At 75.2% G+C, this 13751-nt stretch carries 13 protein-coding genes; 6 read left to right on the top strand and 7 right to left on the bottom strand.

Annotated features, from left to right (window positions below):
* Positions 1-10: 10 nt before the first annotated feature.
* The 7 genes from ABZ479_RS06650 to ABZ479_RS06620 form a co-directional block, all read right to left on the bottom strand.
* Positions 11-1420: a carboxylesterase family protein gene (locus ABZ479_RS06650; RefSeq protein ID WP_500460356.1), complete on the bottom strand. Its 1410-nt coding sequence runs from the start codon at positions 1418-1420 to the stop codon at positions 11-13.
* A gap of 142 nt (positions 1421-1562) precedes the next feature.
* Positions 1563-2357: a VC0807 family protein gene (locus tag ABZ479_RS06645; RefSeq protein ID WP_500460355.1), complete on the bottom strand. Its 795-nt coding sequence runs from the start codon at positions 2355-2357 to the stop codon at positions 1563-1565.
* Positions 2358-2497: 140 nt separating this feature from the next.
* Positions 2498-2866, bottom strand: a complete 369-nt coding sequence (locus ABZ479_RS06640) for a tetratricopeptide repeat protein (RefSeq protein WP_500460354.1) — start codon at positions 2864-2866, stop codon at positions 2498-2500.
* Positions 2863-3852, bottom strand: coding sequence for a pirin family protein (locus ABZ479_RS06635; RefSeq protein WP_500460353.1), 990 nt, complete (start codon positions 3850-3852; stop codon positions 2863-2865). Before ABZ479_RS06635 ends, ABZ479_RS06640 begins: the two co-directional genes overlap by 4 nt.
* 145 nt (positions 3853-3997) lie before the next feature.
* A complete protein-coding gene (locus ABZ479_RS06630) occupies positions 3998-4321 on the bottom strand; it encodes a GNAT family N-acetyltransferase (protein WP_499601648.1) in 324 nt (107 codons plus the stop codon).
* An 8-nt stretch (positions 4322-4329) separates the two neighbouring features.
* Positions 4330-4962 carry a CE1759 family FMN reductase gene (locus ABZ479_RS06625; RefSeq protein ID WP_500460351.1) on the bottom strand — a complete coding sequence of 211 codons (633 nt, stop codon included), beginning with the start codon at positions 4960-4962 and terminating at the stop codon, positions 4330-4332.
* Positions 4959-6077 carry an LLM class flavin-dependent oxidoreductase gene (locus tag ABZ479_RS06620; protein ID WP_500460349.1) on the bottom strand — a complete coding sequence of 373 codons (1119 nt, stop codon included), beginning with the start codon at positions 6075-6077 and terminating at the stop codon, positions 4959-4961. Before ABZ479_RS06620 ends, ABZ479_RS06625 begins: the two co-directional genes overlap by 4 nt.
* Before the next feature lie 486 nt (positions 6078-6563).
* Between ABZ479_RS06620 and ABZ479_RS06615 the strand changes: the two genes are divergently transcribed.
* From ABZ479_RS06615 to ABZ479_RS06590, 6 genes are read left to right on the top strand one after another with little or no spacing between them, the layout of a single operon-like run.
* On the top strand, positions 6564-7811 hold the full coding sequence (locus ABZ479_RS06615; RefSeq protein ID WP_500460348.1) for a cytochrome P450: 1248 nt from the start codon (positions 6564-6566) through the stop codon (positions 7809-7811).
* Between the two features lie 16 nt (positions 7812-7827).
* Positions 7828-9069 (top strand): aminotransferase class I/II-fold pyridoxal phosphate-dependent enzyme, encoded by a 1242-nt coding sequence (locus ABZ479_RS06610; RefSeq protein WP_500460347.1) that lies wholly within the window; start codon positions 7828-7830, stop codon positions 9067-9069.
* A complete protein-coding gene (locus tag ABZ479_RS06605) occupies positions 9066-10214 on the top strand; it encodes a GNAT family N-acetyltransferase (protein WP_500460346.1) in 1149 nt (382 codons plus the stop codon). The genes ABZ479_RS06610 and ABZ479_RS06605 overlap by 4 nt, the downstream gene beginning before the upstream one ends.
* Entirely contained in the window at positions 10211-11128 is a 918-nt protein-coding gene (locus tag ABZ479_RS06600; protein ID WP_500460344.1) for an NAD-dependent epimerase/dehydratase family protein, read from the top strand. Before ABZ479_RS06605 ends, ABZ479_RS06600 begins: the two co-directional genes overlap by 4 nt.
* Positions 11129-11156: 28 nt before the next feature.
* Entirely contained in the window at positions 11157-12383 is a 1227-nt protein-coding gene (locus ABZ479_RS06595) for a condensation domain-containing protein (protein ID WP_500460343.1), read from the top strand.
* Between the two features lie 45 nt (positions 12384-12428).
* Positions 12429-13505 (top strand): carboxylate-amine ligase, encoded by a 1077-nt coding sequence (locus ABZ479_RS06590; protein WP_500460342.1) that lies wholly within the window; start codon positions 12429-12431, stop codon positions 13503-13505.
* Positions 13506-13751: the final 246 nt, after the last annotated feature.

Here is a 13751-nt window from a genome sequence, read left to right as displayed (position 1 = left end):
CCCGAAAGAGTTAACGAACCGGCGGCCCGAACCTCCGTACCTCCGCGCCCGCCCCCGGCTCGTAGGGCCGCCACGGCCCGCGCCCCTCGGCGTCCCCGTCGCCGTCGCCCCCGTCGCCCCCGGCGTCCGGGCGGCCGCCGGCCACGAACGCCGCGAGCGCACCGCCGAACGACCGGGCGAGGGCGCGGTCGGCGTCGTCCACCGGGCCCAGCATCGGCGCGTCGGCGAAAGCCGCGAAGGTGCCGAAGAGGAAGGGGAGTTCGGAGCAGTGGGTGGCGCCCAGGGTGCCGTCGTCCCCGGGCGGGCGCCGCGTGAAGCGGTAGACGTACGCGGGACGGCCGCGCTCCGCGCAGTGGGAGGCGATCTCGGTGACCCCGGCCCCGAAGACCCGCTCGGTACCGTCCGCCGTGGGGAACATGGCGGGCGAGGCGGCGTGGAAGGCCGTCATCTCGTCCTGCGCGCTGCCCAGCAGGACGTCCGTCCCGTCCAGACCGCCCGCGGCCACCGCCGCCATGGGGGCGCGGGGCACCCCGGCCCCGCCCAGCACCGGGTACATCGGCGGCGCGACGTCGCCCGGCCTGGCGCGCTCGGCGGCCAGCCGCCCGTACGCCGACACCAGCCGCTCCGCCGGCATCTCCCGCAGTTCCTGCGGGTGCCCGACGCCCCGCAGGCGCAGATAGGCGTCGGTGACCTCGGCCGCCTCCGCGGGCTCCTGCGGTGCCAGGCCCCACGGCCCGCTCTCGGCGATCACCCGCCGCACGAGGGGCCGCGTGGCCGGGTCGACGGCGAGGCAGAGCGCGCTGTAGGCGCCGGCCGACTGTCCTCCCACCGTGATCAGCGCGGGGTCTCCGCCGAAGGACGCGATGTTGTCGCGCACCCAGTGCAGCACCGTGGCCTGGTCCCGGCTCCCCAGGTTGGTCGCGCCGAGTTCCGGCAGATAGAGCCAGCCCAGTGGGCCGACGCGGTAGTTCGCCGTGACGACCACGATGCCGCCGAGGGCGGCGAGGCGGGCGCCGTCGAACCAGTCCCAGCCGCCCGAACCCGTGGTGAAGCCGCCGCCGTGGAACCACACCAGCACCCCCCGGGGCACCGCGCCGGCGTCGAGCGCCCCTTCCGGCGCCCACACGTTGAGGGTGAGGCAGCCCTCCTCGTCCCCGTGCGACGCGTGCGGGCCCGTGACGACCGCCAGCCGGGACGGCGCCTGCGGCACGTCGGGACCGGGGTGGGCCGCGTCGCGCACGCCGGACCAGCCCGGGGGCGGTGCGGGCGGGGCGAACCGCAACGGCCCCACCGGCGACGCCGCATAGGGGATGCCGCGGAAGGCCGCCACCCCGTGCTCCCCGGTCACCCCGCGTACGGGGCCCCGTTCCGTGACGGCCACCGGCCGTCGCTGTCCTTCCGTCCCGCGCTCACTGTCCATGGCAGCCGGTCTACCGCCGCCGGCCCCCCGGCGGCCCGACCTGCCGGGGCGACGCGGCGGCGAGGGCACCCGAAGCCGCCCGGACTGCCGAACGCCCGGCCCGCGCCGCCCATCCCGTCGGGTGCCTTCCCGTCGGGCGCCTTCAGGTACCCGCCGTGCCCGGTGCCTCGGCCCGGGCGGCCGCGGCTGCCGCCTCCTCGGCCTGCCGTTCCCGCTCCTTGCCGCGGGCTGCGGCGCGCCGGCCGTAGAGGATCGTCCAGGCGACGAGGACCCCGGTGACGGCGTACGCCATGACCGAGTTGACCGTCACCATGGTGGCGGTCGACAGCTCGTACGACAGGCCGATCCTGGTGAGGGCCTCCAGGACGTAGCCGAGCCCCCAGACGACGGTCATGGTGCGGATGACGTGCCGGAATCCCTCGTACTGCCACAGGCCGTCGAAGCGCTCGGCGTCCTCCTTGGTGCCGTCGGTGCCGAACTTGCGGCCGAAGTAGAACATCAGCGGCCGCGGCGCGAACAGGCTGGCCAGGCAGACCACTCCGAACAGGCCGGTGACCGCGGAGTCCTTGACCAGCAGCAGGCGCGTGGAGTGCGGCCCCACGACGGTGACGACCACCGTGATCACCAGGAAGACGAGGGTGATGACGGCGAACTCGTCCACCTTGCGGCGCCAGGCGAGCGTGATGGCCGTGTCGAGCACCGGCCAGACGCCGGAGAGGAGCAGGGCGGAGAACTCGCTCCATCCGGCGTCGGTGAGCCGGCCGTAGGTGACGACGGGCAGGACGATGTTGAAGGTGAGGGTGAGTGCCCAGCCGAGCGCGGACGACAGGCCCGACCGCGACGACGCAGCCGGCCCCGACCCCGGCGCCGACGATGCGTCCGGGCCTGATGGTGGCGACGTGCCTGGCTGTGACGACGTGCCTGATCGTTCGGACACGGCTTTCCCCCCGTAGTAGTTGCCGAAGTCGCAGGGGAACATATGCGCGGCGCCGCCGTCCCGGCCAGGCACTTTGCCCAGGTTTTAGGACGGCGGCGCCACGAGGTGCCGCCGGGCCCGCACCGGGGCCCGGCACCGGCTCACTCCTCCGGCGGCAGCTCCCCCGCGAAGGCGGCGGCGAGCCGCAGCCAGGGAGCGGCCTCGGCCTCGCGGCCCTGCCGCTGGAGGGTGCGGCCCAGCAGCAGGTGCGCGTAGTGCTCGACGGGGTCGCGCTCGACGATCACGCGCAACTGCTCCTCGGCGCGGCCGAGCTGGGCGGAGTGGTAGTAGGCGCGGGCGAGCAGCAGGCGCGGGGCGACGTGCCCGGGCACCTCGTCGACCACGGCCGTCAGCAGCCGGGCCGCCTCGGTGTACTCCTTGGCCTCGAAGTAGAGTCCGGCGCGCGCCCAGCGCTCCGCCGTGGTCTCCTCGTGGGAGGCGTAGGACCCGTGGGTGGTGGGGGTGTTCACGTGAGCTCCTCTCCGGGTGCGGTGTGCGGCATGCGGCCGGCCGGCTCCAGTCCGAACCGGCCCCGCTCGAAGTCCTCGACGGCCTGCACGACCTCGGCCTTGGTGTTCATGACGAACGGGCCGAAGTGCGCGACCGGTTCGCGGATCGGGCGGCCGCCCAGGATCAGCACGTCCAGGGCGGGGGTGCGGCTGTCGGGGTGGTCGGTGGCCTCCAGGGTCAGGGTGTCGCCGGCGCCGAAGACGGCCAGCTGGTGCGCGTCGAGCGGGCGCCGTTCGGCGCCGGCGCTGCCGCGCCCGGACAGCACGTAGGCCAGGGCGTTGAAGTCCGGCCGCCAGGGCAGCACCAGTCGCGCGCCGGGGCTGAGGGTGGCGTGGACCAGCGTGATCGGGGTGAAGGTGCTCCCCGGTCCCGCGTGCCCCCCGACCTCGCCGGCGATGACGCGCACCAGCGCACCTCCGTCGGGCGAGGACAGCAGTGCCGACTCGGGGCCCTCGATGCTCTGGTACCGAGGTGCGTTCCACTTGTTCGCCCGCGGCAGGTTCACCCACAGCTGGACGCCGTGGAAGAGCCCGCCGGAGACGACCAGTTCCTCCGGCGGCGCCTCGATGTGGAGGATGCCGCTGCCGGCCGTCATCCACTGCGTGGCGCCGTCGGTGATCGTGCCTCCGCCGCCGTGCGAGTCCTGGTGCTCCATCCGGCCGTCGATCATGTACGTGACGGTCTCGAAACCGCGGTGCGGGTGCCAGGCGGTGCCCTTGGGTTCGCCCGGGGCGTACTCGACCTCGCCCATCTGGTCCATGTGGATGAAGGGGTCGAGCTCCCGCGTCGGCACGCCCGCGAAGGCGCGGTACACCGGGAAGCCCTCGCCCTCGAAGCCCTGCGGGGCGGCGGTCACCCGGCGGACGGGGCGCTGCTCCGCGGTCACCGGGTCGGGCTCGGCGACGCGGGGCAGCAGCAGGGTGTTCTCCACGGTCACGGCAGGCATGACGCCCTCCTCGGCAGTCCCGGCGGGCCCGGTCCGGGCCTCGCACGGTCGGTTTAACCTTCAACCAACCGCGTCCATTCCCGCCTCCCGTTCCCGCCCGGGACGCACCGGCGCACGCCGGTGCACCCCGGTACCCCCAGGGCCCTCAGAAGCCGAAGCGTGGGCGCTCACCCTCCGGCACCAGCTCCACGTACTCGGGGTGCTTGCCGATCCACGCGCGGATGAACGGGCAGAAGGGCAGCACCGCGAGACCGCGCTCGCGGGCCTCGTCCAGGGCGGCCCGGGCGAGCGCCCCGCCGAGGCCGCGACCGCCGAAACGGGGGTCGACCTCGGTGTGGATGAACGCGATCTGGTCACGGTACAGGTGGTACTCGGCGAAGCCGGCCACCTCCTCGGCACCGCCCTCCTCCGCCGCGTCGAAGATCTCGAAACGGGACGTGCCGGGGTTGTCGGCGACGCGCAGTGCCATCGTCTCTCCTACTCGGTCCGCAGGGCGGCCAATTGCTGCTCGAACGGAACGACCGTATCCGCCGCGGTCACGGGGGCCGACGGCCGCGTCCCCAGCAGCGCCGCCAGCTCGGCCGCGGCGCGGGCGATGCGGGTCGGCAGGGTGTCGGTGAGCGCGTCCCCGCTGCCGCCCCAGTCCTCCGACGCCGCGTAGACGGCGGTGGGGACGACCACGGCCCGCAGGAAGGCGAAGAGCGGCCGCAGGGCGTGCTCCAGCGCCAGCGAGTGCCGGGCCGTGCCGCCGGTGGCGGCGATCAGCACGGGCTTGCCGGACAGCGCGTCGTTGTCGATGACGTCGAAGAACGACTTGAACAGCCCGCTGTACGAGGCCGAGAAGACCGGTGTCACGGCGATCAGGCCGTCCGCCGCCGTCACGGCCGCGACGGCCTCCGCCAGGGCGCGGCCGGGGAAGCCGGTGACCAGGTTGTTGGCGATGTCCACGGCCAGGTCGCGCAGTTCCACCACGCGCACGTCGACGGCGCGGCCGGCGTCCGCGACGGCCCGCCGTACGGCCTCGGCGAGCCGGTCGCCGAGCAGCCGGGTGGACGACGGCGTGCTCAGGCCCGCCGAGACGACCACCAGCTTCAGGGGTGCGACGGTCACTTCGCGGCCTCCTTCTCCTTGTCCTTCTCCTCCGGGGCCCGCGGGTCACGGCGCGCGAGCAGCGAGGCGTGCGTCGGGGCGTCCGGCACGTCCGCGGGACGGCCCTTGGCGAACTCCTCGCGCAGCACCGGGACGACCTCCTCGCCGAGCAGGTCGAGCTGCTCCAGCACGGTCTTCAGCGGCAGTCCCGCGTGGTCCATCAGGAACAGCTGGCGCTGGTAGTCGCCGGCGTACTCGCGGAAGCCCAGCGTCCTCTCGATGACCTGCTGCGGCGAGCCGACGGTCAGCGGGGTCTGCTCGGTGAAGTCCTCCAGCGACGGGCCGTGCCCGTAGACCGGCGCGTTGTCGAAGTACGGCCGGAACTCCCGGACGGCGTCCTGCGAGTTCTTCCGCATGAACACCTGGCCGCCGAGGCCCACGATGGCCTGCTCCGGGGTGCCGTGGCCGTAGTGCGCGTAGCGCGTGCGGTACAGCTCCACCATCCGCTTGGTGTGGTCGGCCGGCCAGAAGATGTTGTTGTGGAAGAAGCCGTCACCGTAGTACGCGGCCTGCTCGGCGATCTCCGGCGAGCGGATGGAGCCGTGCCACACGAAGGGCGGCACACCGTCGAGCGGCCGGGGCGTCGAGGTGAAGCCCTGCAGCGGGCTGCGGAAGCGGCCGGCCCAGTCGACGACGTCCTCACGCCACATCCGGTGCAGCAGCGCGTAGTTCTCGACCGCCAGCGGGATGCCCTGCCGGATGTCCTGCCCGAACCAGGGGTAGACCGGGCCGGTGTTGCCGCGGCCCATCATCAGGTCGACGCGCCCGCCGGCCAGGTGCTGCAGCATCGCGAAGTCCTCGGCGATCTTCACCGGGTCGTTCGTGGTGATCAGCGTGGTCGCGGTCGAGAGGACCAGCCTCTCGGTACGGGCGGCTATCCAGCCGAGCATCGTCGTCGGGGACGAGGGCACGAAGGGCGGGTTGTGGTGCTCGCCGGTGGCGAAGACGTCCAGCCCCACCTCCTCGGCCTTGAGCGCGATCGCCGTCATGGCCTTGATCCGCTCGTGCTCGGTCGGCGTCCTGCCGGTCGTGGGGTCCATGGTCACGTCACCCACGGTGAAGATCCCGAACTGCACCGGCTTCACCCTCCTCCGTCGTCTCGCGATGTTTGTTGAGTATTCAACCACCCTTCGCAACGGGATGCCCGACCGGGCTATTCCTCACCTGGCGCCGCCTCCCCTGGGCCCCCACCGGGCAGCCGAGCGCCGGAGATCATCCCGGACGTGACGAAGACGTCACCAGGGGCAGGGGCCCCGCACGGGCCTCCCCCGCCACAGAAAGGGGCACCGCTGGAGAGCCGCGGAGGGAAGGCGCACCGCCCCCGTCGGCGTCACCTACGAGGGACGCGGGGCGGTTGGGACACGGACGGTCGACCGTAGCGGACCGCGTGAGGGAAAGGCGAATTACGTTCACGGGTGGGTGAAAAGTGCCTATGTGACTGGATCGGAACGGCTCCGGCAGAGCACTCTCAGGGGCGCCGATCCCGCGGACGCCGCCTTGTGCGCCGCGCCGGTCCCAACACGCTCCCCGCCCGCCTCCGAGCCGAAGTCCGTTCCTGACACATGAGCCACGTGATGCTGCCCCCGAAGCCCACCGCCCTTGACGCGCGCTCCGCGGCGGGCCTCGTCCGGCAGTGGCGCAGGGCCGTGGAGCCGGAGGCGCTCGCGGCGGCGTACGACGCGCTGGCCGTGGCGGGACCGCTGGTGCCGACGCCGTGGGGCGCGCTCCTGGTCACCGGGTACGAGGAGTGCCGTCAGGTGCTGACCGGGCGGGAATGGCTCACGCTCGGGGCCCGGTGGCGCGACGCGCACCGCCCCGGGTGGCGGCGGAGCGCGAGCACGGTCGGGCTGTGCGAGACCCCGCTGCAGCAGGATCCTCCGGAGCACACCGCGCGCCGCCGTCCGCTCAACGCGGTGCTGGCGCCCCGGGTCGTGCGGGAGGCGGCGGAACGGCTCGTCGAGCCGCTCACCGAGCGCCACGTCGCGGACTTCGCCGCGGCCGTGCGCCGCGAGGGCGCGGCCGACGTCGTGACCCGGGTCTGCCGGCCGCTGCCCACCGCGGTCCTGGCGGAGATGGCCGGGCTGCCGGAGTGGATCGACCGGGGGTGGCTCGCCGCCGAGAGCGCCGCCATGGTGCGGGTGGAGGAACTCGCCGCGCCGCCCAGTGTCGTACGGCGGGCGGACGCCGCCGCAATGGCCCTGCTCGACGCGTACGACCGCGCGCTGGCCGAGCGCCTGCGGCACCCCGCGGACGACCTGCTGTCGCGGTGGGCCGCCGAGGACCCGGCGGGGGCCCGCTACCTGCTGCTGACGTTGTTCTCGGCCGGGGTGCCCACCACGGCCGCGCTGCTGGCCGGCACCGCGCTGGCGCTGGCCGGCGACCCCGCCCTTGCCGAAAGGATCCGCCAGGACCCGGGGTTCGCGGGGCCGCTCACCGACGAGCTGCTGCGCTGGGACCCGCCGGGCCGGGTGGTGACCCGCGTGGCGGGCGCCGGCACCGAACTGGGCGGCCGGCCGGTGCCCGCGGGGCGGGTCGTCCACGCGCTCATCGGCGCCGCGCACCGCGACCCGGCGCGCTTCCCCGCCCCGCACGTCTTCGACCCGGACCGGCCGGCGCAGCGGCTGCTCGCCTTCGGCGGCGGCCTGCACTACTGCCTCGGGTCCCACCTGGCCCGCGCGCAGGCGCTCGCGTTCGCCCGGGCGTTCGCCCGCGAGCTGCCCGGCGCCCGGGCCGCCGCACCTCCGGTGCGGCACGCCGGGCCGAGCATGGCCGACATCGCCCGGCTGACCATCCACTCGCCCCTCACCTAAGGGAGACCGCAGGCCAGTGACCGAAATCCAGGACGCCACGGACGCGTTCCGCAAGGACCTGTCGTCGTCGACCTTCGTGCGGGCCATGGCGGAGACGGGCGTCCGGCCCTTCTACCGCACCCTGCACATGACGGGCGACGGGGAGGCCGTCGTCGAGGGCCGGGACGTCGTCATGGCGGGCTGCAACGACTACCTGGGGCTGTCCACGGACCCCCGGGTGACGGCGGCCGCGGCCGAGGCGCTGACGCGCTACGGCGCGTCCTGCTCGGGCGCGCGCACCCTCAACGGCACCCTGCCCCTCCACGGCGAACTGGAGGAGCGGATCGCGGACTTCATGGGCACCGAGGCGGCCGCCGTGGTCACCACCGGCTTCCAGGCGAACCTGGCCGTGGCCGCGCTGCTCGGCCGCGGCGACATCGTCTTCAGCGACATGTCCAACCACGCCTCCCTGGTCGACGGCATCCGGCTCGGGTCGGCCCGCCGCGTGCTGTACCCGCACTCGGACACCGCACGGCTGGACACGCTGCTGGAGCAGGCCACGGCCGCGGAACCGGCCGCCGGCAAGGTCGTCGTCACCGACGGGATGTTCTCCATGGACGGCGACCTGTGCAGGCTCCCCGAACTGACCGAGCTCACCGCCCGGCACGCCGCCCGCCTCATCGTGGACGGCGCCCATGACATCGGGCTGCTCGGCCCGGGCGGGCGCGGGGTCGCGGACCACTTCGGGCTCATGGACCGGGTCGACCTGTTCACCGGCACCCTGTCCAAGTGCTTCGGCTCCACCGGCGGCTTCCTGGCGGGACCCGCGCACGTCATCGACTACCTGCGCTACAGCGCCCGTTCGGTCCTCTTCTCCGCGTCGATGCCGCCGGCCGCCCTCGCCGCCGGGATCGCCGCGCTCGGCATCGCCGCGGCCGAGCCCTGGCGGCGGCGACGCGTGCTCTCCCTCGCCGAGGAACTGCGGGCGGGGCTGCGCGCGCTCGGCTACGACACGGGGGACTCGGTCACCCCGGTCGTCCCCGTCCTCATCGGGGACGCCACCGCGTGCGCCCTGATGTGGCAGGCCCTGCTCGACGAAGGGGTGTTCACCAACGCCGTCGGGGCCCCCGCCGTCCCCGAGGGCCGGTGCGTGATCCGGGTGACCGTGCAGGCCACCCACTCCGACACCCACCTGCGGCGGATCCTGGACGCCTTCGCGGCCGCCGGCCGCCGCGTCGGTCCGGTCCCGGGCCTGCCCGCCCAGGCGGTGGCCCGGTGAACGCGGTCACCGTCACCACCGTCGAGGACCGCGCCGCCACGACGGACTTCATCCGGCTGCCGTACGCGCTCTACCGCGACGACCCGCACTGGGTCGCCCCGCTGGAACGCGAGATGCGCGCCTTCCTCGACCCGCGCCGCAACCCCTTCTTCGACACGGCCGAGGCACGGCTCTTCCTCGCCCGCCGGGGGCGCAGGACGGTCGGCCGGATCGCGGCCGTCGCCGACCCGCGCTTCCAGGAGCGGCACGACTACAAGTGCGGCCACTTCGGGCTCTTCGAGTGCGCCGACGACCCCGAGGCCGCCGGGGCCCTCTTCGAGGCGGCGGCCGCCTGGCTGGCCGGGCGCGGCCTGACCCGGATGCTGGGCCCGCTCAGCTTCTCCGTCAACGACGAGTGCGGGCTGCTCGTGGACGGCTTCGACGGGCCGCCCAGCGTGGGCATCCCGTACAACCCGCCGTACTACGCGGAGTTGCTGACCGGCTGCGGCTTCAACAAGGCGAAGGACCTGCTGTCCTGGCTGGTGCCGATGCCGCCGGACGGCGAGCCGCCCGCCGCGATCGCCCGGGTCGCCGCGCGCACCCTGGCCGACCCGGCCGTACGGGTGCGGCCGCTCGACGCCGACCGCTACGAGGCCGACATGGCCGTCGTCAAGGACATCTACAACGACGCCTGGGCCGAGAACTACGCGTCCGTCCCGCTGAGCGACGCCGAGTTCCTGCACATGGCCGCCCAGTTGAGGTCGGTCGTCCACCCGGAACTGGTACGGATCGCCGAGGTGGACGGCGAGCCCGCCGCCTTCACCCTGTGGGTGCCCGACGTGAACCAGGCGCTGCGCACCGTGCGGGGCCGGCTCACCACCTGGGGGCTGCCCGTCGGCATGCTGCGGGTCAGCCGGGCGATGGGCCGCATCACCCGCGTCAGGGGCGGCACTTCGGGCGTCCGCAAGGAGCACCGCAGCCGCGGGCTGGTGGCCGTGCTGCTCGCCGACGCGCAGCGCGCGGCGTTCCGGCTCGGCTACACCGAGACGGACCTGTCCTGGATCCTGGAGGACAACCGGGGCTCCAACCGGCACGCGCAGGCCATGGGCGGGGTGCACTTCAGGACGCACCGGCTGTACGAGCGCGACGGCGGGGGCCTGCGGTGAGGTACCTCGTGACCGGCGCCACCGGCTTCATCGGCGGGCACCTCGTACGCCACCTCACCGCCCACGGCCACGAGGTGACGGCGCTGGTGCGCGGCGGCCGCGAGGTGCCCGGGGCCCGCAGCGTGCCCGGTGACCTCGCCACCGGCGCCGGGCTGACCTTCGCGCTGCGCGGCGTGGACCGCGTGGTGCACCTGGCGGGGGTCACCAAGGCGGGCGACCCGCGGGCCTACGCGACCGTGAACGCCGCCGGGACACGGCGGCTGTGCGACGCGGCGGCGGCGCTCGCCGTGCCGCCCCGCCTGGTGTACTGCTCGTCGCTGGCCGCCTCCGGCCCGGGACGGCGGCGGCACGAGGACGCGCCGCCGGAGCCGGTCTCCGCGTACGGGCGCAGCAAGCTCGGCGGGGAGTGGGCGGTGCGGGACGCCGCGGACCGGCTGCCGGCCGTCGTGGTCCGGCCGCCGATCGTCTACGGCCCCGGCGACCGGGAGTTCCTGCCGCGGCTGGTCGCGGCGGTACGCACGGGCCTGCTGCCCGTGGTCGGCCGGCCCGGGCCGCGGCACTACTCCCTGATCCACGTCGACGACCTGTGCCGGGCGCTGATCACCGCCGCCGACCCCGCCACCACGGAGGTCGGCACGTACCACGTGTGCGACGGCACCGAGCACCGCTGGGAGGACATCGGCGCCGCCGTCGCGGCGGCGCTCGGCCGCCGCGCGCCGCGGGTGGTGCACATCCCCGGGCCGCTGGCGATGGCGGCGGCACGGCTCTTCGGCCGTACGTCGGCGCTCAACCCCGACAAGGTCGTCGAGGCGCTGCACCCCGCGTGGACCTGCGCCCCCGGCGGCCGGCTCCCGTACCGCCCCGCCGTCACGCTCCCCGAGGGGCTGCGCGGCTCCCTGACCCCGAACCGCTGACCGCCCCGCGAGGAAGGGGGAGCACCCCGTGCGCCGCCGACTGTCCCCGTACGAACGCGTCATCTGGGCCGCCGGCGAGCGGCTCCCCGTCAACATCGCCGCCGTGGCCCGGGTCGAGGGCCGCACCACGCCGGGGCGCCTCCGTGCGGCCGTGGCCGCCGTACGCGGCCGCCACCCCCTGCTCGGGGTCCGCGTCGCCGACCCCGGGCCGTGGCAGGGGCGGCTCACGACGACCGGGGTGCCGGACCCCGAGGTGCGGGTGGTCCCGGACGCCGGCGCGGGCGCCTGGTCCCGGGTGGTGGAGGAGGAGCTCCCGCGGCCCTTCGACACCCGCACCGGTCCGCTCGCCCGCTTCGTGCTCGTCGACGCGGGCGATGCCTTCGACCTGGTCACCGTCTACCACCACCTGGTCGCCGACGCCGTCTCCGCGGGTGTCGTCCTGCGCGACCTGCTGACCCACCTCGGCGGGCCGGACGGGCCGGACGGGTCCGGCGCGGGCGCGGTGCCGGTGCGGGCGGCGCCCGCGGACGAGCTGATCCCCGGCCCGCGCACCCGCCCCGGGGACCTGCTCAAGACCGCCCGCGCCCTGGGCGGGCCCGTACGCCCCCCGTACCCGCCGGACGGGCGGCTCGCCTACCGGGCGTGGTCGCTGGAGCGCGAGGAGACGGAGCTGCTGCTCAAGCGGTGCCGGGCGCGCGGCGCGACGCTGCAGGCCGCCCTGTGCGCGGCCTTCGCACGGGCCGCCGCGCCCGGCCGCCCGGCCCGCATCGCGGTCGCCGCCGACCTGCGCCGGGTGCTCGAACCGTCGCCCGGTGAGGCCATGGGCCTGTACGCGGCGAGTTTCGTCGTCCCCGTGGACGGCGCGACCGACGACCTGTGGGCGGCCGCGCGCGAGGCGAGGACCGGGATCCACGCCCGGCTCACCCCCGAGGAGCTGCGGCCGCTCGTCCGCGTCTTCCGGCTGACCTCGTTCCTGCCGCACCGTGCCGTCGGCGCCCTGCTGCGGCGCGGCGAGTCGCGCGGGCCCCGCTTCGACGTGTCCGTGAGCAACACGCGCCTGGACCTCCCCGAGACGTACGGGCCGCTGCGGCTGGCCGCCGTCCACGGCGCCGCGCACACCAGCCTGTCCGGGGCGCCGCTGGTGATCGTGGTGGGGCACGGGGGGCGGCTGTTCCTCAGCGTGACCTCCACGGCGGGGGACGAGGCCGCGGACCTGTGCCGGCGCGCCATGGACCACCTGCTGACCCCCGGGTGAGGCCGGACGACGGATAGCGGCGCCCTCAGCGGGTATCCGAAGGGGGTGGCACGCACCGTGGGAGTGGAAGAAGAGCTTCTCCTGGTGGACGCACGGTCCGGGGAACCGCGTGCGGTCGCGGACGCGGTGCTGGACGGCGGGCCCTGGCCCCGGGAACTCGTGGCCGAGCTGCAGCAACAGCAGCTCGAACTGAACAGCTCCCCCTGCGTCACCCTCGACCAGCTCAGGGAGGAACTGCGCTCCTGGCGCCGGAGGGCGGCCGACCTCGCCCGCCCCGAAGGCGTCGCGGTGGCGGCGCTCGGGACCTCCCCCGTGACGGTGCCGCCCCGGCTCACCCCCAGGGGCCGCTACCGCAGGATGGCCCAGTCCTTCGGCCTCACCGCGCAGGAGACGCTGACCTGCGGCTGCCACGTCCACGTGGGGGTGGAGTCGGACGAGGAGGGCGTGGCCGTCGTCGACCGCATCCGCCCCTGGCTGCCGCCGCTGCTGGCGCTCAGCTCCAATTCGCCGCTCTGGCAGGACACCGACACGGGGTACGCGAGCTACCGCTACCAGGTCTTCGGCCGCTGGCCCACCGCGGGGCCGACCCGCGGCTTCGGCTCCGCCGAGGGGTACCGCGCCGCGGTGTCCCGGCTGCTGGCCACGGGGATCCTGATCGACCAGGGCATGCTCTACTTCGACGCCCGGCTGTCGGCGAAGTTCCCCACCGTCGAGGTGCGCGTCTGCGACGTGTGCCCGGAGTACCAGGACTCGGTGGTGCTGGCCGCGCTGGTGCGCGGCCTGGTCGAGACCGCCGCGCGCGAGTGGGCCGACGGGCACCCCGCGCCCGACGACGACCTCGCGCTGCTCCGGCTCGCCTCCTGGCGGGCCAGCCGCTCCGGCCTGGACGGCGCCCTCCTCGATCCGCGCACCTTCCGCCCGGCGAGCGCGCACGACGTCGTCGAGACCCTGGTCGCCCACGTCGAGGACGCCCTGAAGGACGCGGGCGACCTCTACACCGTCCGCGCCGGCGTCGACCGCCTGACCTCGCGGGGCTCCGGCGCCCGCCGGCAACGCGAGATGTACGCCCAGGGCGGCGCCCCCGCGGTCCTCCGCGACGCGGTCCGCCGCACGGCGGCGTGACCTGGCCGGTCCACCGCGGCACGGTGGCGGGCCCCGCCAGGCCGTGCGGGCGGTGCGCGCTGCGGCGCAGCGTGACCGGGGTCGCCATCCGTCCACCGAGGCCGCCAGGAGCGCAGTGCCGCGGAGGCCGCCGGCCACGAGCGCTCCCAGCAGGCCACCGGGTGCCCCGTCCACGGCGGGCACTCGTGCCCGGCCCGGCCCTTGCCGGCCCCGCGGGCGCTGCGAACGCGCGCAACGTGACGATGC

The sequence above is a fragment of the Streptomyces sp. NPDC005722 genome (assembly GCF_040630935.1).
In the GTDB taxonomy this organism is placed as follows: Bacteria; Actinomycetota; Actinomycetes; order Streptomycetales; family Streptomycetaceae; genus Actinacidiphila.
Note: the sequence above shows the minus strand (reverse complement) of the source record. Positions and strands in the feature narration are given on the sequence as shown.

Coding starts and splice junctions, on each gene's coding strand:
- ABZ479_RS06650 (WP_500460356.1), bottom strand. CDS start 1,420: ATGGACAGTGAGCGCGGGACGGAAGGACAGCGACGGCCGGTGGCCGTC.
- ABZ479_RS06635 (WP_500460353.1), bottom strand. CDS start 3,852: ATGCCTGCCGTGACCGTGGAGAACACCCTGCTGCTGCCCCGCGTCGCC.
- ABZ479_RS06630 (WP_499601648.1), bottom strand. CDS start 4,321: ATGGCACTGCGCGTCGCCGACAACCCCGGCACGTCCCGTTTCGAGATC.
- ABZ479_RS06615 (WP_500460348.1), top strand. CDS start 6,564: ATGAGCCACGTGATGCTGCCCCCGAAGCCCACCGCCCTTGACGCGCGC.